The organism is Paenibacillus lautus, from assembly GCF_050482385.1.
GTDB classification, from domain to species: domain Bacteria; phylum Bacillota; class Bacilli; order Paenibacillales; family Paenibacillaceae; genus Paenibacillus_AQ; species Paenibacillus_AQ lautus_B.
The window spans coordinates 52,405-73,814 of the sequence record NZ_JBCNHV010000021.1; the positions used below are offsets into that span (position 1 = coordinate 52,405).

Here is a 21,410-nt window from a genome sequence, read left to right on the forward strand (position 1 = left end):
CGCGAAATTTCCGCCTATTTCAATAAAAGTCCGTCCTATGCTGTGCACCTGAATGCTTGGCGAGAACGAACTTTTTATCCAATGTCATGTATTAAGGGGAATCTCTGTTTGGATACTTCCAACGTAACCCAAAATCCATCAACTTGCAAGTGTTAACAAACTCATTTTCTCGGGTTAAGGGTTAACTTGGATGGAAGCACCGTCGAGAATGGTTACGCCCTCTTCCGTATAATCTCCCAAGTCCTTCATCAGATCAAACAAGGCGCCGTCCTTCATCTTCGCTTCAATCATGACGTCCACCTTCGACGTAACCCCCGCAATATTCCGTAAAAACGCCAACAAAGGCACGACATCCACCCCATCCGCATGACTGCGGATATCGGTAGGGCTCTTGGGACTGGATACATGAATCTTGGGCGGCAGCGGGTTCGTCCGATCCGAATCCGCCTGCGCAAGCGGCGTCTCCCAGGTGCGGAGGATATCCGGCCACAGCTCCCAAGGCGTCTCGCCATCGTTATTGACCCACTGATGATGGATATCCAGCACCATCGGCAGCCCCGTTTGCCGGCATACGGCCAGCGTTTCCTGCGCTGTAAAGGTTTTGTCGTCGTTTTCAAGGGTCAGCCGTTCCTTGATATGCGGGTCAAGATCATGAAAGTGTTCCACGAATCGTGCCGAGGCCGAAGGCTTGTCTCCATAGGCGCCGCCGATGTGAATGTTATTTTTCATAGAAGCAGGCAGCTCCATCGCCTGCAGCATATGGACGTGCGACTCCAGATCACGGATCGAGTTGACCAGCACCTCAGGACGCGGGGTGCTCAGCACCGTGAAATGATCCGGATGAAAAGATACCCGCATCCCGTGCTTTTTTACAAAATCCCCAATCGCCTGAAAGCCTTCCCGCAAAGCCGGGAACGGATCCCAATCCTGCATATCTTGATGCGTAGCCAGAGGAATCAGCTTGGACGAGAAGCGGTACACCTTGATATCGTGAGCCGCATTATGCTTCAAAAGCCGTAGGGTATTATGTAGATTCTCATTCCCAATCCGCTCCAGTTTGTGTATACCGGCCTCGCGGTCATTCAGCTTCATAAAACTTTTCATAGTCATCGTCTTGGAAGGAGAAGCATTCTGCACCACCGTGGACATGGCTACATAACCGAAACGAACAATCATGCATGATCTCCAAAGAACATTTCGTGAGCGAGGGCTGTCTGTACGCGTGCTTCCTCATCGGTCAATTTGCGAATCAGCTGCAGCTCGACCGAAGTGACCTCGCGGCCCTGGAAGTTAATCTCCGATACGCATGCGGTGATCAGAACGATTGCCACCGCCTGGTTATCCGGCGTATAAGCAATGACCTTCTGTCCTGTTGGAAATACCCGAAGCCCATCCTTCAGCATTTTACCGCGGCCGTATTCCAGCAGCTCATAGAGCTCCTGCTCACTCTTAAACTTACAAACGGAATTGAACTCGGTTTGAAATCCCATATTTCGTATCTTCCTTTCATCCCAAAATATTAGACTCAAGGGGAGCCGTAATGAATAGCGCGGACTCCCCCTGGTGTTTCATATCCTATTGTGACGGCTTACGCCTGGTTCTCATAAATTAGGGATTGCTTACGGTTGTACCGCTCAAGACCCAGCTCGATCATCCGGTCAAGCAGCTCGCGGTAGGACACGCCCGTTTCCCGCCACAAAAGCGGGTACATGCTGTACGGTGTAAAGCCAGGCATCGTGTTCACTTCATTAATCAGAATCGCGCCGTCCGAACGGCGGACAAAGAAGTCGGCCCGAGTAATGCCGCCGCCTTCTATTGCTTTGAACGCGGTAATGGCAAGGTCGCGCAGACGGTCAGCCGTATCCGGCTCGATCTCGGCCGGGATTTGCATCTGTGACTGTCCATCCGTATATTTGGCCGCATAGTCGTAGTATTCACTGGAAGAGACGATTTCACCCGGAACGGATGCCATCGGCTCATCATTGCCAAGCACGCTGACCTCCACTTCGCGCGCATCCACGAACTCTTCTACGATGATCTTGTCATCGAACCGGAGCGCGGATTCAATCGCCGCTTTAAGCTGCTCCCGGTTCTTAGCCTTGGATATCCCGACGCTTGAGCCCAGATTAGCCGGCTTGACGAAACTCGGGAATCCGAGTTTGTCCTCGATATCCTTCAGCACTTCATGCTGGCTCCGCTCCCACTGGGTACGAGTGAAATAACAGTACTCGCATTGCGGTAATCCCGCTTGGGCGAAGAGCTTCTTCATCACGACTTTATCCATCCCCGCTGCCGACGCAAGTACACCGGTTCCCACATAAGGAATGTCCGCCATTTCGAATAACCCCTGAATCGTTCCGTCCTCTCCAAACGTCCCGTGAAGCAGCGGGAACATAATGTCCACCGCCTGAGTCTCTTGGCCATACAATCTGCTAAACACGGCGTTCAGCGCTGTTTGCGTGCCTTCCCCTTCAGCCAGCTTCAATTCCTCCAACTGGGCAAAAGGAGCCGACAGCTTGCTGCCGATTCTCCAGGTACCCTGCTTGGAAATATAAAACGGAACAATCTCATATTTATCATAATCAAAAGCGTTCATGACCGCGAATGCCGTGGATAGCGACACCTCATGCTCGCCGGATTTCCCCCCGTATATTAAACCAACCGTCAATTTATCCTGTCCCATGTTAACCTCTCTCTTGTCCGTATTGCAGCATGACATGCTGTCATCTTAAAAATAATCGGGGATATGGTAAAACCGGTATTCGGTGTTATCGTTCCAAGCGTAGGAATCCCGGTAGTCCCAATAGCGATGGCGGCTGGACACCGTATGCGCATTAACCAGCGGCATGCCGCCCGCGTCAAACGCCGTCACGATGGTGCTGTGCTGAAACGCGCCGTCACCGTCCCAGTCGTACACGATGACATCCCCCAGCATCAGCTGCTCGGGACGCTCCACCCGCTCGGCCCGCAGTCCCGAGGTACTGGCGTTCAAATAATGCGCAAAGCTGTTCGATACCGCCCAGCTGTAGCTCCACCATTCCCGTTTGTTTACGTACCCCTTGTACCACCATCCCGTTTCTCTTTTACCAGTATAGAGGATTGGGGCTTTGCCTGCAAAGAGGCACTGGGAGATATAATTCGTGCAATCCACGTCAAATTCCTCAAACTCCGGATTCCCGGAATCCCACCAACGGTCGGCATAAGCAGCTGCGGCTTCACGCTCGTACCGGCCGGACCGCGGGCTGCTGCCGGCGGCGTATACGCGGCCATTCATATAGGGGGTGGACGGCTCTCTTCCAGCCCCATCCGCACCTGCTGCCGGAACATCGGTTCTTTGCAGGGGATGGCGTTCATCCTGCAGACGTTCAATGCCAACGATCAACCAGGCATCCCCGTCCCGGATCAGCGTCAGCCGCTCCCTAAAAACCGTATCTTCACGGTGCGTCATCCCTCTTTTTTCATAATAAATTACGCTGTGAAGCCGCACGTCCGCGACCACATCATCCTCCGTCTCCCTCAGGATGCGCAGGAGGCGGGCGCGAGTCTCGCTCTTAAGCGGCAATGCCTCCCGCTGCGCATACCACGTCTGCAGCCGAAACTGCCTTTCTCCTCTCTCTACCAGGAAACTCAGATCCGCTACAATCTGCTCTTTCAGGCCTGAAGAATAGTCCACGCGATTTTGGTTATATTGATTGACGTAAATATATAGAGCTTGCTTCCAAGGCTTCTCTGCTTGTTTCAGACTGTTCATCTACTCTCCTCCTCTAACCTTGCCTTTCACGCTGTTCCCTATCACAACTATATGAAGAAAATCTTCAGGCTATGAACTTCGGCCAAGAGAATCCAGAAACACCGGGATCACAGCGACTGCATTCGGGTTAAAAACGGGCTTGTTTTCACCTTTTTGAAATACTTTTCTTCTATAAAAAATGCTTTACGCAGCGAGTTGAAAACGGTATACTTAAAGTAGTTAATTTATGAAATTAGGTTTCATCTAGTGAAACCGCAAGGGATTTAACTCAGATTTATTTATTCGATTTATGAAATGACTTAAGGAGGTTCATCAATGCCAGCAAAGGATCAATTCTCCATCTCCCGCAACCTCGAGGTGGGTGGTAAAAGTTACCGTTATTTCAGCCTGCAGGCGCTCGAAGAGCAAGGATACGGCAATGTATCCAAGCTTCCTTTCTCCATTCGGGTACTGCTGGAAGCTGCCGTGCGTCAGTTCGACGGACGCGCAATTACCGAAGATCACGTAAAACTCTTGTCCAAGTGGAATGAAGGACGCGACAACAACAAGGAAATTCCGTTCATTCCTGCCCGTATCGTGTTGCAGGACTTCACCGGCGTTCCGGTTGTCGTTGACCTTGCAGCTATGCGTGACACCGTTAAGAAATCCGGCGGCGACCCTAAACAGATCAACCCTCTCGTTCCGGTTGACCTCGTTATCGATCACTCCGTCATGGTTGACGCTTTTGGTACCGACCAAGCTCTTGAAACGAATATGAAGCTTGAATTTGAGCGTAACGAAGAGCGTTACCGCTTCCTTCGCTGGGCTCAAACGGCATTCAATAACTTCCGCGCAGTTCCTCCGGGAACGGGTATCGTTCACCAGGTTAACCTGGAATACCTTGCTTCCGTAGCAGCTACGAAGACGGTTGACGGTGAAACGCTTGTCTTCCCTGATTCCCTTGTAGGTACGGACTCCCATACAACCATGATCAACGGCCTTGGCGTTGTGGGCTGGGGCGTAGGCGGTATTGAGGCGGAAGCCGGTATGCTCGGCCAACCGCTGTATTTTGTAACACCTGAAGTTATCGGCTTCAAGCTGACAGGCAGTCTGGCGGAAGGCGCAACAGCGACCGACCTTGCCCTCACGGTAACCGAGCTTCTCCGCAAGAAAGGCGTTGTAGGCAAATTCGTAGAATTCTACGGACCGGGTCTTGCTAACATCAGCCTGGCTGACCGTGCAACAGTTGCCAACATGGCTCCAGAATACGGCGCTACCATCGGTTTCTTCCCGGTTGATAGTGAAACCTTGGCTTATCTCCGCAATACGGGCCGCACCGACGAGCAGGTTGAACTCGTGGAGAGCTACTATAAAGCGCAAAACATGTTCCGTACGGCAGATACGCCGGACCCTGAGTTCTCCGATGTAATCGAATTGGATCTCGCTTCGGTTGTACCAAGCTTGGCTGGACCAAAGCGTCCGCAGGACCGTATCGAGCTGACCAACATGAAACAAAACTTTAACGATATCATCCGTACGCCAATCGACAAAGGCGGATACGGCCTCAGCGATGAGAAAATCGCGGAAACCGTTAAAGTCAATCATAAAGACGGCTCTACCAGTGAAATGGGAACGGGTGCGGTTGTTATCGCAGCCATCACCAGCTGTACGAACACGTCAAACCCAAGCGTTATGCTCGGCGCAGGTCTCCTGGCGAAGAAAGCCGTTGAACGCGGCCTGACAAAGCCCGGCTATGTGAAGAGCAGCTTGACTCCAGGTTCCCTTGTCGTAACCGACTACCTTGAGAAGTCCGGTCTCTTGCACTACCTTGAAGCTCTCGGCTTCTATGTTGCAGGCTATGGCTGCGCAACTTGTATCGGTAACTCCGGTCCTTTGCCGGATGAAGTGAGCGAAGCGATTACCGACAACGACATGACGGTAGCCGCCGTATTGTCGGGTAACCGTAACTTCGAAGGCCGCGTGCATGCTCAAGTCAAAGCCAACTACCTGGCTTCGCCGCCGCTGGTTGTGGCTTACGCCCTGGCAGGCACAGTGAACATCGACCTGCAGAACGAGCCGATCGGTTACGATCCGAACAATGAGCCTGTCTATCTGAAAGACATCTGGCCAACGAGCGCGGAAATCCGCGAAGCGATCGGTCAAGCCGTTAGCCCTGACGCTTTCCGTGAGAAGTACGAGAATGTGTTTACCGCCAATGAGCGTTGGAACAAGATTCCTGTTCCTGAAGGCGAGCTGTACGAGTGGGATGATCAATCCACTTACATTCAGAACCCGCCGTTCTTCGAAAACCTCGGCAACGGCTTGAACGACATCCAGGACATCAAAGAAGCGCGCGTGCTTGCTCTCTTGGGCGATTCCGTTACAACGGACCATATCTCCCCTGCGGGTAACATTGCAACCAACAGCCCTGCCGGCAAATATCTGAGCGACCGCAACGTTGAACGCAAAGACTTCAACTCCTACGGCTCCCGCCGTGGTAACCACGAAGTCATGATGCGCGGTACCTTCGCTAACATCCGGATCCGTAACCAGGTAGCTCCAGGTACGGAAGGCGGCGTAACCACTTACCTGCCAACGGAAGAAGTGATGTCCATCTATGATGCTTCGATGAATTATCAAGCAGGCGGACAGAACCTCGTCGTTATCGCAGGTAAAGAATACGGTACAGGAAGCTCCCGTGACTGGGCGGCAAAAGGTACCTATCTCCTCGGAGTCAAAGCTGTCCTGGCTGAAAGCTTCGAGCGTATTCACCGCTCCAACCTTGTGGGCATGGGCGTTCTTCCGCTCCAGTTCCAGGAAGGTCATGGCTGGAAGAGCCTTGGTCTGAACGGCCGCGAGACATTCGATATCCTGGGCCTCAGCAATGACGTGAAGCCAGGCCAGGAATTGACGGTTATCGCTACGCGTGAAGACGGAACGCAATTTGAGTTCCCAGCCATCGCTCGTCTCGACAGCATGGTGGACGTGGACTACTACCATAATGGAGGTATCCTCCAAACGGTACTGCGTCAAATGATCGCATCGAACCAATAAGACACTCCCTATGGGCGCTTTGGCCTTAGGAACAAATCCCCATCATCCGCTAGTGGATGATGGGGATTTTGCTATGATCCGGTACTTCTTTCCTGAATATTGGAAATTTCGTTTCGAATGATGCCATGGAGGTTAATGGGTAAAAAACATTCGCGGAAATCCAGACCTGGGAGGAAGGTACCTATGATCAAAATACATACGATGACATCGCTCCATTATCAATACCAACGGCCGCAGCCGGTGGCTGCACCCAAAAGAGAGGAAGCGAAGGATAAACCCCTCACCTTTCAAGAAATCCTCAATCAGAAAATGAAGGAAAAGAATGTGAAGCTGACCTAAGCGACGCTTTCCTATTATATAGTTGAGCCGTCACAACAAAAGGACCGTGTCCCCAATCGCCAAGATTGTAGGGAACGGTCCTTTTTATTGGAATGAGGAGTGAAACCCATTTCCTTCATATTCTATGGCCTTGCCATATATCCTATCGTATCGTTTCGTTTCAATTCCCGTTTTTGAACGGTTGACCCTCGCATAAAAATAACCGGACAGCTGTATCACATGGAGCCCCCCGGTCATTCAATAACTTATAGTGATGCTGTCCGCATTCCGGCAATAGAATGAATTAAATCATCATTCCCATTTCCCGTGCCGCCTCCATCAGGATTGGCGCATGTTCGCGGAGCGTTTCCGCTGACAGACGGGTGACTGGCCCTGACATTGACAGTGCTGCCGCCACTTGACCATTCCGGTCAAAGATCGGTACGGATACCGCAGCGGCCCCAGGCTCGCGCTCTTCGATGCTGATCGCGTATCCCTTCTCCAGTATTTCGGCCAGCTGCTGCCGGTAAACGATCCTATCAACTGACTCCGGCCAATCCGGCGCATTCAGCAGCTCCTCCTGATCAGCCGGTGGCGCAAAGGCCACCAGAACCTTGCTAGAGGCGCCAACCGATAACGGCAGTCGTACTCCGACCTGGGCGACCCGCCGAATGCCCTGGTTGCTCTGAACCGCTTGAATCCGAAGACGGTCCGAACCGTCTCTTAAATACAAACTCACCGTTTCCCCAAGCCGATCCCGTAAGGCTTCCATCGCGGGCAGAAGGCGAATCGCCGGGTCGTCGCTTTGGGACAGATGCATAGACAGCTCCCATATTTTCAAGCCGAGCCGATATTTCTCCGTTTCTTTATTACGCACAACGAATCCTTTGTCTTCCAGCGTTGTTAACAGCCGATGAACCGTACTTTTATGTAAACCGATAAGGGAAGAAATCTCCGTGAGGGCAAGTTCACTTTCTTTCGTAAAACACATCAATATATCAAGCGCCCGCTCTACAGCACGCACCGTTAATTTGCGATCTTCCATCCCGACCAGCTCCTCTCCTGTTTCATTCTATGAAACCTGGTTACAAGAATTATATGAGAATTCTTCTCAAAAGTAAACCATCGAGACAGGGACTTTACAGTTGTCTTACAATCTATGGATTTGCATTGACTTTATAGGCATCCGGGCATACGATTATTATAATTTCAACTCTTTCATGTTAACGAAAAGTATCCAGACTATATGGTAAGGAGGGGCCACTTATGAGCACAACGACTGGTAGTAATGCCCCACTCTCCCAATTAAATGACACGCCGGCCGAGCTGTCGACGGGCTTGGTTCGTTTAAAGCATATTATATTAGCGTTGTTATTATCTGTCGTTTTTTTCCTTGTTTTCTGTTTTATTGCTCTTCATGCCTATATTGCTTGGGTTTTGTCGAATCCAACGGTTGCTCCGCTCTATTCCAATCCCAAGCTTGCTAAAGATATGAATTACGAGAATGTCACGTTCCACTCGATTGACGGCAAACGAAATATAAATGGATGGTATATCCCGGCCGAAAATTCCTCCAAAACCATCGTGCTCAGCCATGGTTACGGCGCTAACCGGGAGGAGACTTGGGTTCCGATGTACGATATCGCCCATTACGCGCACAACATGAATTTTAATGTGCTCATGTTTGATTACGGTTTTGCCTCCCAGACCAGCAAGGAAGTGGCGACCGGAGGCAAGGAAGAGAAGCGCCAGCTTCTTGGAGCCATTGAACATGTGAAGCAGCGCGGCGCGAAGCAAATTGTCGTTTGGGGTTTTTCCATGGGGGCTGGCACCGCACTGCAGGCAGGGCTTGAGACCAAGGATGTGGATGCCATGATTCTGGACAGCGCCTTTTTATTGGAGCCGGACACGCTTTACCATAATATTCACAACCAGATCAATCTCCCGCGTCATCCGTCCCTGGAGATTCTGGAGCTGCTCTTCCCGGTGCTCAACGGCACAAGCCTGGATCAGATCCCTTACAATGAGGTGAAGAAGCACGATTATCCGTTCCCGATCTTATTCATCCACGGAACGAAAGACGATAAGGCACCTTACCCGATCGCCGAAAAGATTGCTTCCAATCAAACCCATACGGATTCGGATTCCTGGATTGTCGAGGAAGCGCATCATGAGCTTATCTTCCGTGAGCACCCTAAAGAATATCTGCGTAGAGTATCCACCTTTCTAGGCAAGCTTGAGACTCCGGATGAATCCTGATGCTTTTACAGATGCACTCATTATATAAAAGTCATTCATCATATGATCCATCTCCCCCTGCTGCTTGATGCAGCGGGGGGATTTTTATTTTCCCCTCATAATACAGGCCGCTTGATGAATATAGTGTGTTTAGTGAACCTGATACTGGAGGGAACGGACATGTTATTTATTTATGGAGCGAAGCTCCCGGTACGATTACTTGAAGAGATTCGCTATTGGAAGCATCAGGAAAGAAAGCATACCGGACTCATCAAAGCTATTGTTCCGGATCTGGAGCCGGTCTATGTCAAGATGCTGGATCAATGGGCCGTGGTGTTCGCTGACACGGAAAAAGCGGCAGACGAACTTCTGCGCCACATTCTTCGTTATGACGCACCTCCTTCGCCTCAAGTGCTGGCCCAGGTCGAGCAGCTGTTGCGCGCTTCCTGCGACCAATCCAGAGAGTTCATCCGCCAGCTTCACGGATTGAAGGAGAATAGTGAGGCTGTTCGGAAAGTACCGCTCGCCGGCACGGTCCTGCACCATGTGATTCGGGAGTCCGAATACTTCCTGAACACGCTCGAGACGCTCAACTCCGCCGGAGCGCTGGAAAGATTCATGGATGTGGATATGCCGATGCAGTCGATGACGCTGCACGAGTCCACGTCTCCTCCGCCGTCTCACCCCGAGGCCGAGCTATCCATTCAAGGCATGGGAGACAGCGACGGCAAGGCTGTTCCGATTGGCGGGCACCGCCTTCCTCCACTGCCTTACGCTTATAATGCGCTGGAGCCTCATATTGACGAGAAAACCATGCGGATTCACCACGACATCCATCACCAAAGCTACGTCGACGGTTTGAACAAGGCAGAGAAGAAATTGGAGGAGGCCAGAAAAAGCGGCGATTTCGAGCTGGTGAAGCATTGGGAACGCGAGCTGGCATTTAACGGTGCAGGCCACTATCTGCACACGATCTTCTGGTACATTATGAACCCGCGGGGCGGTGGCGAGCCTGGCGGGGAACTGGCTCAACAAATCAAGAAGGATTTCGGAAGCTTCGATCGTTTTAAAAAGCATTTTAGCGAGGCTGCAGAAAAAGTGGAGGGCGGCGGCTGGGCAATCCTCGTCTGGAGTCCGCGCAGCCATCGACTTGAAATTTTACAGGCCGAGAAACATCAGAACCTCTCCCAGTGGGATGTTGTCCCTCTACTCGCTCTGGATGTATGGGAGCATTCCTACTACCTTAAACATCAAAGTAAACGCAAGGATTACATCAACGATTGGTGGAACGTGGTCTACTGGCCGGAGGTTGCGGAGCGCTTCAAGCATGCCAGCAAGCTGAAATGGAAGCCTTTTTAATTCAAAGCCTTACTGGGCTGCTTCACATTGGTTAATACTGGGTATGATGTCTATAGCCCTCCTTACTTCATTTTGGAGTTTAAGGAGGGCTTATCATTATTCAAGGGGGTGACTCTCTGTACACTGGAGCACATGGGATAAAGGGATCGGGATTGTTTATATTACTCATCTTCCTTTTTGTATTCGTAGGATGCGGCCATCCGTCTTCCATCAACAATGACGACCGCCTTGGCCATGAATCCGCTGATGTTGCAAGCGATGCTGCAATTCAATACTTCAAGGAGACGTACCATCTAGAGGTTCAAATAACGAACCAAAATAAATTACCTACATATGTCGCCGATGAAATTGATGTTGAAGGTTTTGTCATAGGGCATCCCGATCAGACTTTCAATATATCTGTAAACCATAGGACGCTTGAAACCGGGCACTTGGTCATGAGTCCAGAATTAAAAAAAGTAATTCAAGCTAAGGAATAACCCGATCCTATTGTTAGGTCTTTTTTACCATATATCTGGTTATTTATTCGGTTGAACGCTACCATATGCTGGATTATGATATGACAGTGAGCTTCATATGTAGCTTCTACATTGCCTAGGCAAAAGGAAGAGAATCTTATGCGATCCATGCTAAGACTGCAAGATTCAGTTTCCCTGTAAGAGCAGAACATCACCACTGAAGGGATGGGTCAGTGTGAACAGTAGGTTCAAATCACGTGTTTTTATTTTTGCTTTTGTGCTAATCATTTTAATTGTTGGAGGATGTCAGCCAGTGAACAATAACCAAGCTACAACAGACGACAGCTCGGACGAAGTCATAACGAAGGCTAAAACCACAGCCGTTGAGCATTTTAAAGAGAAATACGACTTGGATGTAGAGATCACCAAAGAAGAGATGATGCCTTCGATCGTAGCGGACAAGGTCAACCTTGAAGGGTTTGTCGTAGATCATCCTGAACAAACCTTTAAAATATCCGTTGATTTCAACACAGGCGAGACATCCAACTTCGTGATGAACCCAGAGCTCAGAAAAGCGATTAAGGGCGAGTGATGGGTTGTGGCTGCCTTTTGGCTGTAACTACAGGTTCTAATCCTGCTGAGTCATGTTAAGGAGGGAGTATATTTGAGTTCACCACAAGTGGATGACGAGACATACCGATTGATGTCAGAAGCGGCTTATCTCGATCTAAAAAAAGAAGATACGGTTGAGGACTTGCCTGGATGGGAGGTCCTTGAGGACTATAAGAGCAACAGCGTATCAGGTTTTGATGCGGTAACTTTCTACAACAAGGAAACGAACCAGGCCGTTATCGCATACCGGGGCACCGAGGCAGGCAAAGATTTATCCCATGCTCTCCCCGATTATTTGGCTGATGCGGATATTGGCATTGAAGAGATCAATCGAAAAATCCCGGAATTTCGGCCACCTTGGGCGGACCATGTGGACAAAGTCAAAGAAGTCACCGGGATTAACGATGTCACGGATTGGTTCGGTGAACAATCGAGGAAGATCGATAAAAAAACGGATATATGGGGAACTAACCAATTGTACCAAGCCGAGGATTATGCGCTGGAAATGAAGGAGAAATACAAGGGCGTTGATTTCACCCTCACGGGTCACTCCCTAGGGGGAGCTAACGCGCAATATGCTGCCGCCTATACGGGCATGTCCGCTGTCACCTTCAGTGCTCCATCGGTTATCGGAAGCCTCTCCCCTGAAGCCAGAAGAAAGGCAGAGAACGGGGAATTCGACTCTCAAATCATAAACTTCGCCCATCCTGGCGACATTATTGCCAGCGGTGCGCTCGGCGGCTTCGATGGCCACGTCGGTTCTACCTATTACATAGACTCCAGTTATAAAGACGCCAATGATGGGCTTAGCATAAAAGAAAAAATTGATAATACACTGGGCGGCCCCAATTATCATCAGCTTGACCGCTATCGATTCGAGGATGGCTACATCTCAAATCCTCTGTACGACGGCGCTACGGACAAAGCCGCTGATTCGCCCAGAATACCTGCCCATAGCAGTCTTTTGTTCGGCCTGGGTGGGCCAATGAGCGGTTTAGGTTTAGGTTTAGGCGGCTCGCTGGCAGCTGTAGCCGGTTCCGCAGGAGGCTCAGCTGGAACCATTCAGGTCAGCCCTGCCGAGCTGCGAAGCGTAGCCGAGAAATGGAGAGCACACGCCCATCAAAGTGACGCCGAAATCCAAGGGATCCGGCAGCGCCTCTCCAAATACATGTTCTCCAGCCACAGCAGACGTCTGCAGCCGATTGTCCAGCAGCTAGATACATCCATCATGTCGATGAGTCAATGGCATCTGCAGCATACCACCGACATCGTTCAATATATTAAATTCAAGGCGGATTTATTTGAACGGACAGACAACAGCGGATAAACATCAATACGCAACCACCGGGAGGGATGGAGATGAGTCGAGAGATTCTGCTGGAGCTTGATGATTTGCTTCAAGCCGAACGCGAGCTGTCAGGACTGCTGGCAGCCATTCGGGCCGATGAACAGGAGGCACGGGTCATGTACGCCCGTCTGCAGGATTGGAAGGGACAATCCGCCAATGTGCTGCGCGATCAGATTGAAACCTTCTTTATGGAGATGTCCCGCCGCATCCGGGATATCGAGGAGCAAAAACAGGCACTCATCCAGTATGTGCAATATATGAAACAAGTGGATGGGGCTTCTTGAGGAGCCCTTGCCCTGCATCGATTAACATATGAGCTCACATTCTTGTTGAGCACAAAAAAGGCTTCGCCTCCGTGGGCGAAGCCTTTTTCAATTGTCTGAATCCTATTTAGTCTTTAATCAAAGACAAAAATTCCGAACGCTGTGCAGAATCACTCTGGAAGGAACCGCGTACAGCTGACGTGACCGTCTTGCTGCCCGGCTTCTTCACACCGCGCGCGCACATGCACAGATGCTCGCCTTCCACAACGACCATTACGCCGTTTGGCTGCAGCGCCTCCACCATAATGTCCGCGATTTGCGAGGTAATGCGCTCCTGCACCTGAAGACGGCGGGTAACCGCCTCTACCAGACGTGCCAGCTTACTCAAGCCGGCAATTTTGCCGCTAGGGACATAACCGATATGGACTTTGCCAAAGAACGGCGCCATATGATGCTCGCACTGGCTGTAATATACGATATCCTTCACGATAACCAATTCCTCATGATTTTCGTCAAAGGTAACCCCCAGAACATCCTTGGGATCCACTTCGTATCCGGCAAAGATCTCTTCATACATCCGCGTTACACGGGCCGGTGTCTCAAGGAGTCCCTCACGCTGGGGATCTTCACCGATCAATTTCAATATTTGCTCTACATGATACTCGATCTGCTCCCGGTTATCGCCGACTTTATTATTTACATAATCCTTTACACCCGCCACATTACATCCCCCTTTCCGTTCCATAAAAAAAGCAAACGGTTAACTTATAGCCGCTGTTAGCGGCCTTTTTAAATAGAAATGCCCCTCCGTCATTCCATTTAGACGGGAGCGGGCTTTTTTTCATTATGATTTGCGTTTACGGCCTTGCCCTTTACCCGGCACAGGCTGATTCTTCATCATTTGCTGTGCGCGCTGCATTTGCTTGCTGTTCATGTTATAGCCCATTTGTTTGGCCATCTTCTGCAGCATTTGCGGATCATTCTGCATCTTCTCCAATTGCTTGCGGAGATAGAATACGCCGATGAAAAATCCGCCAACCAGACCCACGATCAATGTAATAATCGGAATGACTATATCCATCACTTGACCACCTTCTACTATACTAATATCTACCATTTAATGGCGCATACACGAACCTATCATAGCATGTCCTTTTCGCCACAGCAAATGAAAATAACGGATACATGGTAGCAAGCGGCCCTAGGCATGCATATTGGATCCATTACGACCCTTATCGGCCTGGCATAGCTCCTTCAATCGATAACAGAGTGCGTTTGATCTCCGGCCCGCCGGCATAGCCGATCAAGGCTCCATCGGCCCCTACCACCCGGTGGCACGGCACGATGATCGGAACGGGGTTCTTGTTGTTCGCCCCGCCTACGGCACGAACCGCTTTAGGACGCCCGATGGATTCGGCTACATCCTTATAGGAACAAACCGTTCCATAAGGAATGGACTTCAGCGCTTCCCATACCTGCAATTGGAATGAGGTCCCGCGCATGTCCAGCTGTACGTCGAACGCCTTCAGTTCCCCTGCAAAATACTGCTTCAACTGCGTGATCGCAGGAGCTAATCTTGCCTCGTCACGCTGATAGCCGCCGTTGCCGGCCCAGGTCCGTGACCACTGCTGGATGACCGCTTCCTTCACATAGAAGCTGCCAAATTCAATAAGACATAATCCCTTCTCCGTTGCGCAGACCGTCAGCGGTCCAATCGGAGATTGAAGTTCATCGTAATACAGCATTTCGGGCCCTCCCTCAGGGACGGCCATCGGCTCGACTCCCTGAATAACAGGACTTTCCTTTCCCGGCTTGTCCCCATTAGAGGAACCTGCAACAGGAGTGCTAGCGGAAGAAGCATCAGCCGCAGCCGCAGCTCCGGCAGGCGCTTCTTTCTCACTCGGTTCATTCAGTTTATTCAAGGCTTGCTGCAGCATATCTCGTACTTGGGAATCCCCTTCTGATTTCATGCTTTTCTCTAAGTTGTTCAACGCTTCTTCGCCTCCAATACGGCCCAGAGCCCATGCAGCGGTTCCCCGCAGCTCCGGGCGCGGGTCTTTCAGCAGTACTTCGCTCAGCTTCGGTACGGCTGAAATATCTTTAAAGTTGCCTAGCGCGATGACAGCATTGCGCTGAATCGGCTTTCGGCCGCGCCATGCGGCTGACGTATCTCCGAATGCCTCCTTGAATTCCCGGTTGCTCATATCCAGGATGGGCAGGAGCAGCGGCTTGGCTTTTTCAGGATCGGGCTTGAAGTCCTCTTGATGAGTCCAGCTCTTGCCCCGGTTCTTCGGACAAACAATTTGACAGGTATCGCATCCATACAGCCGGTTGCCGATCTTGCGCATGGCCTCTTCGTCCAGAAACCCTTTGGTCTGGGTCAGAAAAGAAACGCAGCGCTGGGCATTCAGCTGCCCGGGACCGACAAGGGCGCCGGTTGGGCAAGCATCGATACATTTGGTGCACTCCCCGCAATCTTCGGTTACCGGCGTATCCGGCGGAAACGGAATGTTCGTTACCATTTCGCCAAGGAATATCCAGGAACCGAATTTCGGGGAGATAATGGCGCAGTTTTTGGCGCTAAAGCCAATCCCGGCGCGCTGCGATACCGCCCGGTCGACAAGCGCGCCGGTGTCCACCATGCTTTCAAGCTTCGCATCCGGCACGCGTTCTTTAATGTACTCCTCGAGACGGCTCATGGCCTCCCGGAGCACCTGATGATAATCCCTTCCCCAAGCCGATCGCGCCATAATCCCCCTGTACTTGCCGGGCTCCGATTTGGGCGGGTTCTCCATCTTGGAGTGGTACGTTATTGCGATGGCGATGAGGGACTTCGGCTCCGTTCCGGGAAGGGCCGGAGTAACCCGCTTATCCAGATCTGACTCCTCAAAGCCCGACTCATACCCTTTATCCCGATGGTTTTGCAAAATCCCCTTCAAGGATTCGAACGGCTCCGCCGAAGCGAAGCCGATATCATCAATGCCAAGCTCCGGCGCAACGGCCTTGAGCTCCTGCTTGAGCTCCTCCCATACCGAAGGCGGAGGAGCGTACGAGCCGAGTGTGTAGGTCATTCTCCAGCGCCTCCTTTCCTGGGATGATGTTCTGTCTTTCAGTTACAGCTTTTTGATCTCGGACAACGGCCAGAAAATAAATTCGGCTCTGCCCACAATGTCGCTTTCCTTCACGCTGCCGAACATGCGGCTGTCCTTGCTCTTTCCAAGATGGCGGTTATCTCCCATAACGAAGTAGCGGCCCTCTTCCAATACTATAGGCTCAAAGCCAGGATCCTCTATCGGAACATCGGTATATCCTTCCTGCTTTGCAACCCCGTTAACGTACAGCTTCTGGCCCTTTACCTCAATGGTATCTCCAGGTACGCCCACGACACGTTTTACCAGAAACTCCTTCTTATCCGGGCCATCACTCGGGTCCTTAAGTACAATTACATCGCCATGGCTCGGTGCTGAAAAGCGATATACCACTTTATTAATAAATAGCCGCTCCGATGCTACCAGTGTCGGCTGCATAGATTCACCTTTAACCATTGACAGGTTGAACACAAACATATTTAGAAGCACCATAATAACAAATGCAATCGCAATCGTCTTTACCCAATCCCAAAGCTCGGCAGCCCAGCCGTTTTTCTTGCCAGGTTGATTCTGAGGTTCGTTGTTCTCGCCATGTTCAGTTGAATCCGGAGAAATCACTTGTCCCATGCTACACCTACTTTACTTCGATTTCACCTCCGGAAAACGAAGGCGGTACCTTCAAAAAAGGTACATTAATAGAAAAGCATATCTCCCACCCATTTGCAACGGCTGAAAGATATGCTTCATATCGAAAAAATGTCGTTTCTTATCTCTGTCGAAGCTTAAAGCCGCCGTTTGCGTCGCTCGTATGTACCGCTTTTGTCATTACGACTATTGACCAAGGATACTGAGCTTCTGGAACGACCGCAGGATTTGGCTGGCACCGTATCCCATGGCTTCATAAAATGGCATGGCTGCGGCGTTGTGCTCGTCTCCGGCTACCATAATCCGACTGACTTTCCGTGATTGAAAACGCTGTTCCATTGCCGAAATCAAAGATTTGCCAATCCCTTTTCTACGATAGTCGGGATGAATGGCAATGCGGTAATAACAACCATGATTGCGTTCGATCGTACCGATTAAGGCACCAACGATTTCACCGTTTTCTTCAGCCACCATAATCAGATCGGAGTCCCAAGCAAGCTGCCTGGAGAAAGGCTCCATCGTGTTTTCGTAGCATTCTTCCGATAAAGCAATCTGAAGTAGCTCGGTTACGGGGTTACAGTCACTCAACTGAAAGGAACGAACATGCATTTCAAAATCTCCCTTTTCGTTAGCATGATGCGGTTTACCCGGTTTACAAAAATCCAGTATTCCGTTTACGCAAACCTGACATTTATATTACTACAAAAAACCCGAAAATCCTCTTTCCTTGTCCATTAAACCACATCTTTCTCGTAAATTCACGAGTTTTCTTCTGAAAGCGCTTTATAGGAAGCGTTTTCATTATTTTGGATGGATAAAATTCCATATTTTTGTTGAATCCTAGGTTTGTTTCCTGCTGCTAAACCATTAGCTCACTGTAAAAACAGGCCCATTAATTCCCAGGTATTTTCTTTCTTATCTGAGAATTATATTTCGATAAAATAACCAAACTTTCCTAGTTCTACCGAGGATAAAGACAAGCAGTAAAAAACAACAGCGTCCTCTCGGCGATGTGCCTCTGAGGAACGCTGTGTTTTTTGATCATGATATTTACTTACTGGAGAACGACGGTGTCGCCCACTTTCAGCCCTGACAAAACCTCGACTTTATCCAGCGTCTGCAAGCCGGTCTCGATATCCTGCCGTTCAATCTGGCCGCCTCCCTTGTCCACCATGACATAGGAGGTGCCTCCGTCTGTCATAACGGCAAGTTTAGGAACTACAACCGCCTTATCCTTCCGTTTGGTTACAATGTCTCCGTTTAGCGTCAGCCCACCGATCAAACGCTCTTCCTTCGGCAGCGAGATGATCACCTTAAACTGCGGTGCCTGGGAAGTTTGCTTCTCCTGGGCCGTCGTCTCGGCGAATTTAGCTACTTCCAGCACCTTTCCCTTCAGCTTTAGATCCTTGATGGACGGCATCTTAACCTCAACCGCCATGTCCGGCTTAATACTGAATATATCGTTTTCGCCGACAAGTGCCACTAATCGAAGGGAATCCAGGTCGACGATTTTGCCGATATACTGGTTCGCCGTCACCGATTGCGGCCGCTGCTGCGTCGGGTCGAACAGAAACAGGCCTGTTGCAGGTGATAAGTATGTAGCTTTCTTCAGCCTGTCATTCAAGTCGGCCATCGTCTGGCGCTCAATATCGTTAGTAACCTCGTCCAGCTGACTGCTCAGCCGAGCATTTTCCTGATCTGCCAGCATTTTAAGGCGTTCGGCCTCCGTCGCTAAAGCCGGGGCGCTGTCGAGGTCCTGATTTAACGTAAACTCCTTCAGCTCCTTCTCCAGCTTCCGCTTCTGCAGCTCGGCTTCCTTCTGCTGAAGCTGTTGTCGAATGGCCGTTTGCTCTAATTTAAAAAGCGCATCGCCTTTCTTAATCTGCTGACCGTTCTCAACGTTCCAGGACTCCACTTTCGCTTCAAAAGGTGCGTACACATTGGTCTCCCGCCCGTATTCGGACGTTCCCTTGACCTGCACGGTCGAGACGATGGTTTCCTCCGTTACGGGAAATGTGATGACCTGCGGCTCTTCCATCATGGGAATCTCGGGTTCTTTCGGTTTTACCTGTCCGTATCCCCAATATCCCACCAAGCCCAGCACGGCAACGATAACCGTCCATTTTATGATTTTTTTTATCATACCGATTTAGCTTCCTTTCCGATGCTCATTATCCTAATCCCGCTTGATGGCCAGAAGTGCATTCGTTCTTGCTGCGCTGATCGCCGGATAGATCCCCGAGAAGATTCCGGTCATCACAGCGAATGCGATGCCGATGGGCAGCGTCTCCAGTGTAACCGCAATTTGCAGCCCTGACATGCCCGCCGAAGCCAGAATGAATGAATTCAGTCCCTTGATGATCAAAAATGCGAATACGATGCCAAGCAATCCGCCAAGCAAACCGAGCAGACTGGCTTCTACGATGAACATGTTGCGGATTTGCGGCATATTCGCCCCAAGGACCTTCATGATGCCGATTTGCCTACGGCGCTGATGCGTAGACATCGTCATGGCTACGATGATTGATATTGAGGCCAATAACAGGATAAATACGCCTATGCCGAGAGCGATCGCTTTGAATGTATCCAATTGGGAAGCGACTTGATCACGCATAGCCAGATTGTCGCTCGCATTCAGCGCAAGTTTTGAGATCAAATCCTCAAGCGGTTTAATACTCTGCAGATCATCCACTTTGATGGTTAGACTATCGTATACCCGCTGTTTCGAAGTTGTTCTATTTTGCAGGTTCAAACTGTTTGTTAGCCATTCCGCCGTATCAAAGGAAATATAGGCCTGACGATCGTAGAACGCAAACTGGGCATCTCTCCCCGTAGGCACGTCCAGCACGCCTCCAACATAAAGCTGTGGGCTAAGCTGTTTCTTGTCTGCGTCCATCGACTCCAGCTGAATATTTTTGCCGTTCAGTTCCGAAACGGTGCTCTCATACTTCTGATATTCTTCCCATATCTGCGGGTTATTAGGGTCAGAACTTATCATATTCATCAATCTTTCGCTCGTCTCTGCATCCTTCCATCCGGTTGTTGCTCCGTAATTGAGCACCATGGCACCGATCTGTCCAAGCGCGCCACCTTCCTTGAACCTGTTGCCCTGCTCTTTGAGCTTCGACAGGTCCACGGCCACGACGTTGAAGCCGTCGTTGATCAGGTTATCGGACGAAATGGCTCTAAAATACCCAAGCTGCTTGGAGGCTATAACGGATTTGACATGATCAAAGCCCTGAATCACCTGAACTTTATCATCCGTCAGCAATCCCCGGTCAGCTCCGGCCGCGGGGCCGCCGCCTTCTCCTTGCCCGCCTGAACCCTGTGGAGTCACCGTAATTTCGTCAAGCTTCATACCGCCTATAATTTCCGTTTCCAGATAACTTTGGGCGCCATTGCCAATGCTGATCGCTACGATAATAGCCGCGCAGCCAATTGAAATACCGGTCATGCACAGGGCTGTCACCACTTTACGGCGTTTGATCTGTCCCCATGCCAGCCGTATGCTGTCTAAAATTATCAGCTGACCTCACCTGCCCCCTCCGTATGAACCGGGACCCCTGGCAGGGACGAGGGGCCGTTTGGCCCCCGTTGACCTGCTGCTGGCGTTGTATAGTCCTCCGGCTGAACCAGATAACCGTCACGGAGCATAATCGTTTTTTTCATTTGGGCAGCGACTTCCATCTCGTGAGTAACGATGACAAATGTCGTTTTCATGGACTCGTTTAGCGCCATCATAATTCGGATGATTTCTTCTTCCGTTTTGGTGTCCAAGTTACCCGTCGGCTCGTCCGCAAAAATAACGGAAGGCTCGGTAATCAACGAGCGTGCAATACTAACGCGCTGCTGCTGTCCGCCTGACAGTTGGGACGGGTACAGTGAAGCCTTATCACCGATCCCCGTCATCTCCAGAAGCTCCATCGCTTTCTTCCGGCGCTTGGACGGAGAAACGGATTGAAAGACCAGGGGAAGCTCCACATTTTCACGAATCGTGAGCGTCGGGATCAGTTCATAGGCCTGAAAAATAAAGCCGATATGCTTGCGCCGGAAGACAGCTAGCTTGTTTTCCCCGTACTTGACAATATCCTGATCGGCAATATAAATATGGCCTTCCGTTGGCTTCATCAGTCCTGCCATCAAGTTGAGCAGCGTGGACTTGCCCGACCCGGAGCTGCCCAGCAGGGCAATCATCTCTCCCTTCTGGACTTCGAACTGGATATTATGGAGCACCTTTAACACTTCGTTACCGTTCTTAAAGCTGTGCGATACATTTTCCAAACGCAACATGTTCGC

The 21,410-nt window shown here is 50.5% G+C and carries 21 protein-coding genes; 8 read left to right on the forward strand and 13 right to left on the reverse strand.

From position 1 onward, the window contains the following. Positions 1-174: 174 nt before the first annotated feature. The 4 genes from uvsE to ABEW73_RS24600 form a co-directional block, all read right to left on the reverse strand. Entirely contained in the window at positions 175-1,176 is a 1,002-nt protein-coding gene (gene uvsE, locus ABEW73_RS24585; RefSeq protein WP_430173192.1) for a UV DNA damage repair endonuclease UvsE, read from the reverse strand. Continuing rightward, positions 1,173-1,490, reverse strand: coding sequence for a hypothetical protein (locus tag ABEW73_RS24590; protein ID WP_006208215.1), 318 nt, complete (start codon positions 1,488-1,490; stop codon positions 1,173-1,175). The genes uvsE and ABEW73_RS24590 overlap by 4 nt, the downstream gene beginning before the upstream one ends. Positions 1,491-1,588: 98 nt before the next feature. Continuing rightward, complete coding sequence (locus tag ABEW73_RS24595; protein WP_430173190.1) at positions 1,589-2,683, reverse strand: D-alanine--D-alanine ligase; 1,095 nt, start codon at positions 2,681-2,683, stop codon at positions 1,589-1,591. Positions 2,684-2,728: 45 nt separating this feature from the next. Next, positions 2,729-3,751, reverse strand: a complete 1,023-nt coding sequence (locus tag ABEW73_RS24600; protein ID WP_430173189.1) for an amidase domain-containing protein — start codon at positions 3,749-3,751, stop codon at positions 2,729-2,731. A gap of 315 nt (positions 3,752-4,066) precedes the next feature. Between ABEW73_RS24600 and acnA the strand changes: the two genes are divergently transcribed. Together acnA and ABEW73_RS24610 are read left to right on the forward strand one after the other, a co-directional pair. Continuing rightward, positions 4,067-6,784 carry an aconitate hydratase AcnA gene (acnA, locus tag ABEW73_RS24605; RefSeq protein ID WP_430173187.1) on the forward strand — a complete coding sequence of 906 codons (2,718 nt, stop codon included), beginning with the start codon at positions 4,067-4,069 and terminating at the stop codon, positions 6,782-6,784. Positions 6,785-6,967: 183 nt separating this feature from the next. Continuing rightward, positions 6,968-7,123 (forward strand): hypothetical protein, encoded by a 156-nt coding sequence (locus tag ABEW73_RS24610; RefSeq protein WP_430173186.1) that lies wholly within the window; start codon positions 6,968-6,970, stop codon positions 7,121-7,123. A gap of 283 nt (positions 7,124-7,406) precedes the next feature. Here the strand turns inward: ABEW73_RS24610 and ABEW73_RS24615 are convergent, their stop codons facing one another. After that, positions 7,407-8,147: an IclR family transcriptional regulator gene (locus ABEW73_RS24615; protein WP_076325898.1), complete on the reverse strand. Its 741-nt coding sequence runs from the start codon at positions 8,145-8,147 to the stop codon at positions 7,407-7,409. Between the two features lie 221 nt (positions 8,148-8,368). Here ABEW73_RS24615 and ABEW73_RS24620 point away from each other — a divergent pair, with 221 nt between their 5' ends. The 6 genes from ABEW73_RS24620 (at position 8,369) to ABEW73_RS24645 (ending at position 13,401) form a co-directional block, all read left to right on the forward strand. Continuing rightward, positions 8,369-9,361, forward strand: a complete 993-nt coding sequence (locus ABEW73_RS24620) for an alpha/beta fold hydrolase (RefSeq protein ID WP_430173184.1) — start codon at positions 8,369-8,371, stop codon at positions 9,359-9,361. Positions 9,362-9,520: 159 nt separating this feature from the next. Continuing rightward, entirely contained in the window at positions 9,521-10,699 is a 1,179-nt protein-coding gene (locus ABEW73_RS24625; RefSeq protein WP_430173182.1) for a Fe-Mn family superoxide dismutase, read from the forward strand. A 152-nt stretch (positions 10,700-10,851) separates the two neighbouring features. Next, on the forward strand, positions 10,852-11,178 hold the full coding sequence (locus ABEW73_RS24630; RefSeq protein WP_430173180.1) for a hypothetical protein: 327 nt from the start codon (positions 10,852-10,854) through the stop codon (positions 11,176-11,178). Between the two features lie 292 nt (positions 11,179-11,470). Then, on the forward strand, positions 11,471-11,749 hold the full coding sequence (locus tag ABEW73_RS24635) for a hypothetical protein (RefSeq protein ID WP_215160398.1): 279 nt from the start codon (positions 11,471-11,473) through the stop codon (positions 11,747-11,749). Between the two features lie 72 nt (positions 11,750-11,821). Further along, positions 11,822-13,096, forward strand: a complete 1,275-nt coding sequence (locus ABEW73_RS24640; protein WP_430173178.1) for a lipase family protein — start codon at positions 11,822-11,824, stop codon at positions 13,094-13,096. Positions 13,097-13,128: 32 nt separating this feature from the next. After that, entirely contained in the window at positions 13,129-13,401 is a 273-nt protein-coding gene (locus ABEW73_RS24645) for a hypothetical protein (RefSeq protein WP_194540905.1), read from the forward strand. A gap of 106 nt (positions 13,402-13,507) precedes the next feature. Here the strand turns inward: ABEW73_RS24645 and folE are convergent, their stop codons facing one another. From folE to ABEW73_RS24685, 8 genes are all read right to left on the reverse strand, one after another. Further along, positions 13,508-14,101, reverse strand: a complete 594-nt coding sequence (gene folE / locus ABEW73_RS24650) for a GTP cyclohydrolase I FolE (protein WP_098741935.1) — start codon at positions 14,099-14,101, stop codon at positions 13,508-13,510. Between the two features lie 123 nt (positions 14,102-14,224). Then, on the reverse strand, positions 14,225-14,461 hold the full coding sequence (locus ABEW73_RS24655; RefSeq protein ID WP_098741934.1) for a YneF family protein: 237 nt from the start codon (positions 14,459-14,461) through the stop codon (positions 14,225-14,227). Between the two features lie 151 nt (positions 14,462-14,612). Next, on the reverse strand, positions 14,613-16,451 hold the full coding sequence (gene queG, locus ABEW73_RS24660) for a tRNA epoxyqueuosine(34) reductase QueG (RefSeq protein WP_430173176.1): 1,839 nt from the start codon (positions 16,449-16,451) through the stop codon (positions 14,613-14,615). 42 nt (positions 16,452-16,493) lie between these two features. Then, positions 16,494-17,096, reverse strand: a complete 603-nt coding sequence (gene lepB / locus ABEW73_RS24665) for a signal peptidase I (RefSeq protein WP_430173175.1) — start codon at positions 17,094-17,096, stop codon at positions 16,494-16,496. A gap of 204 nt (positions 17,097-17,300) precedes the next feature. Beyond that, complete coding sequence (locus tag ABEW73_RS24670; protein WP_076325907.1) at positions 17,301-17,723, reverse strand: GNAT family N-acetyltransferase; 423 nt, start codon at positions 17,721-17,723, stop codon at positions 17,301-17,303. Positions 17,724-18,168: 445 nt separating this feature from the next. Next, positions 18,169-19,257 carry an efflux RND transporter periplasmic adaptor subunit gene (locus tag ABEW73_RS24675; RefSeq protein WP_430173173.1) on the reverse strand — a complete coding sequence of 363 codons (1,089 nt, stop codon included), beginning with the start codon at positions 19,255-19,257 and terminating at the stop codon, positions 18,169-18,171. Between the two features lie 33 nt (positions 19,258-19,290). Then, the gene (locus ABEW73_RS24680; RefSeq protein WP_430173171.1) at positions 19,291-20,568 is read right to left on the reverse strand and encodes an ABC transporter permease; all 1,278 of its coding nucleotides are present in this window, start codon (positions 20,566-20,568) and stop codon (positions 19,291-19,293) included. Positions 20,569-20,636: 68 nt separating this feature from the next. Continuing rightward, positions 20,637-21,404, reverse strand: coding sequence for an ABC transporter ATP-binding protein (locus tag ABEW73_RS24685; RefSeq protein WP_053490009.1), 768 nt, complete (start codon positions 21,402-21,404; stop codon positions 20,637-20,639). Positions 21,405-21,410 lie beyond the last annotated feature (6 nt).

Bases quoted from the DNA above. Each gene is read 5' to 3' on its own strand.
- uvsE (WP_430173192.1), bottom strand. From the start codon at position 1,176: ATGATTGTTCGTTTCGGTTATGTAGCCATGTCCACGGTGGTGCAGAAT.
- ABEW73_RS24590 (WP_006208215.1), bottom strand. From the start codon at position 1,490: ATGGGATTTCAAACCGAGTTCAATTCCGTTTGTAAGTTTAAGAGTGAG.
- ABEW73_RS24595 (WP_430173190.1), bottom strand. From the start codon at position 2,683: ATGGGACAGGATAAATTGACGGTTGGTTTAATATACGGGGGGAAATCC.
- ABEW73_RS24600 (WP_430173189.1), bottom strand. From the start codon at position 3,751: ATGAACAGTCTGAAACAAGCAGAGAAGCCTTGGAAGCAAGCTCTATAT.
- acnA (WP_430173187.1), top strand. From the start codon at position 4,067: ATGCCAGCAAAGGATCAATTCTCCATCTCCCGCAACCTCGAGGTGGGT.
- ABEW73_RS24610 (WP_430173186.1), top strand. From the start codon at position 6,968: ATGATCAAAATACATACGATGACATCGCTCCATTATCAATACCAACGG.
- ABEW73_RS24615 (WP_076325898.1), bottom strand. From the start codon at position 8,147: ATGGAAGATCGCAAATTAACGGTGCGTGCTGTAGAGCGGGCGCTTGAT.
- ABEW73_RS24620 (WP_430173184.1), top strand. From the start codon at position 8,369: ATGAGCACAACGACTGGTAGTAATGCCCCACTCTCCCAATTAAATGAC.
- ABEW73_RS24625 (WP_430173182.1), top strand. From the start codon at position 9,521: ATGTTATTTATTTATGGAGCGAAGCTCCCGGTACGATTACTTGAAGAG.
- ABEW73_RS24645 (WP_194540905.1), top strand. From the start codon at position 13,129: ATGAGTCGAGAGATTCTGCTGGAGCTTGATGATTTGCTTCAAGCCGAA.
- ABEW73_RS24655 (WP_098741934.1), bottom strand. From the start codon at position 14,461: ATGGATATAGTCATTCCGATTATTACATTGATCGTGGGTCTGGTTGGC.
- queG (WP_430173176.1), bottom strand. From the start codon at position 16,451: ATGACCTACACACTCGGCTCGTACGCTCCTCCGCCTTCGGTATGGGAG.
- lepB (WP_430173175.1), bottom strand. From the start codon at position 17,096: ATGGGACAAGTGATTTCTCCGGATTCAACTGAACATGGCGAGAACAAC.
- ABEW73_RS24670 (WP_076325907.1), bottom strand. From the start codon at position 17,723: ATGCATGTTCGTTCCTTTCAGTTGAGTGACTGTAACCCCGTAACCGAG.
- ABEW73_RS24675 (WP_430173173.1), bottom strand. From the start codon at position 19,257: ATGATAAAAAAAATCATAAAATGGACGGTTATCGTTGCCGTGCTGGGC.
- ABEW73_RS24680 (WP_430173171.1), bottom strand. From the start codon at position 20,568: ATGACCGGTATTTCAATTGGCTGCGCGGCTATTATCGTAGCGATCAGC.
- ABEW73_RS24685 (WP_053490009.1), bottom strand. From the start codon at position 21,404: ATGTTGCGTTTGGAAAATGTATCGCACAGCTTTAAGAACGGTAACGAA.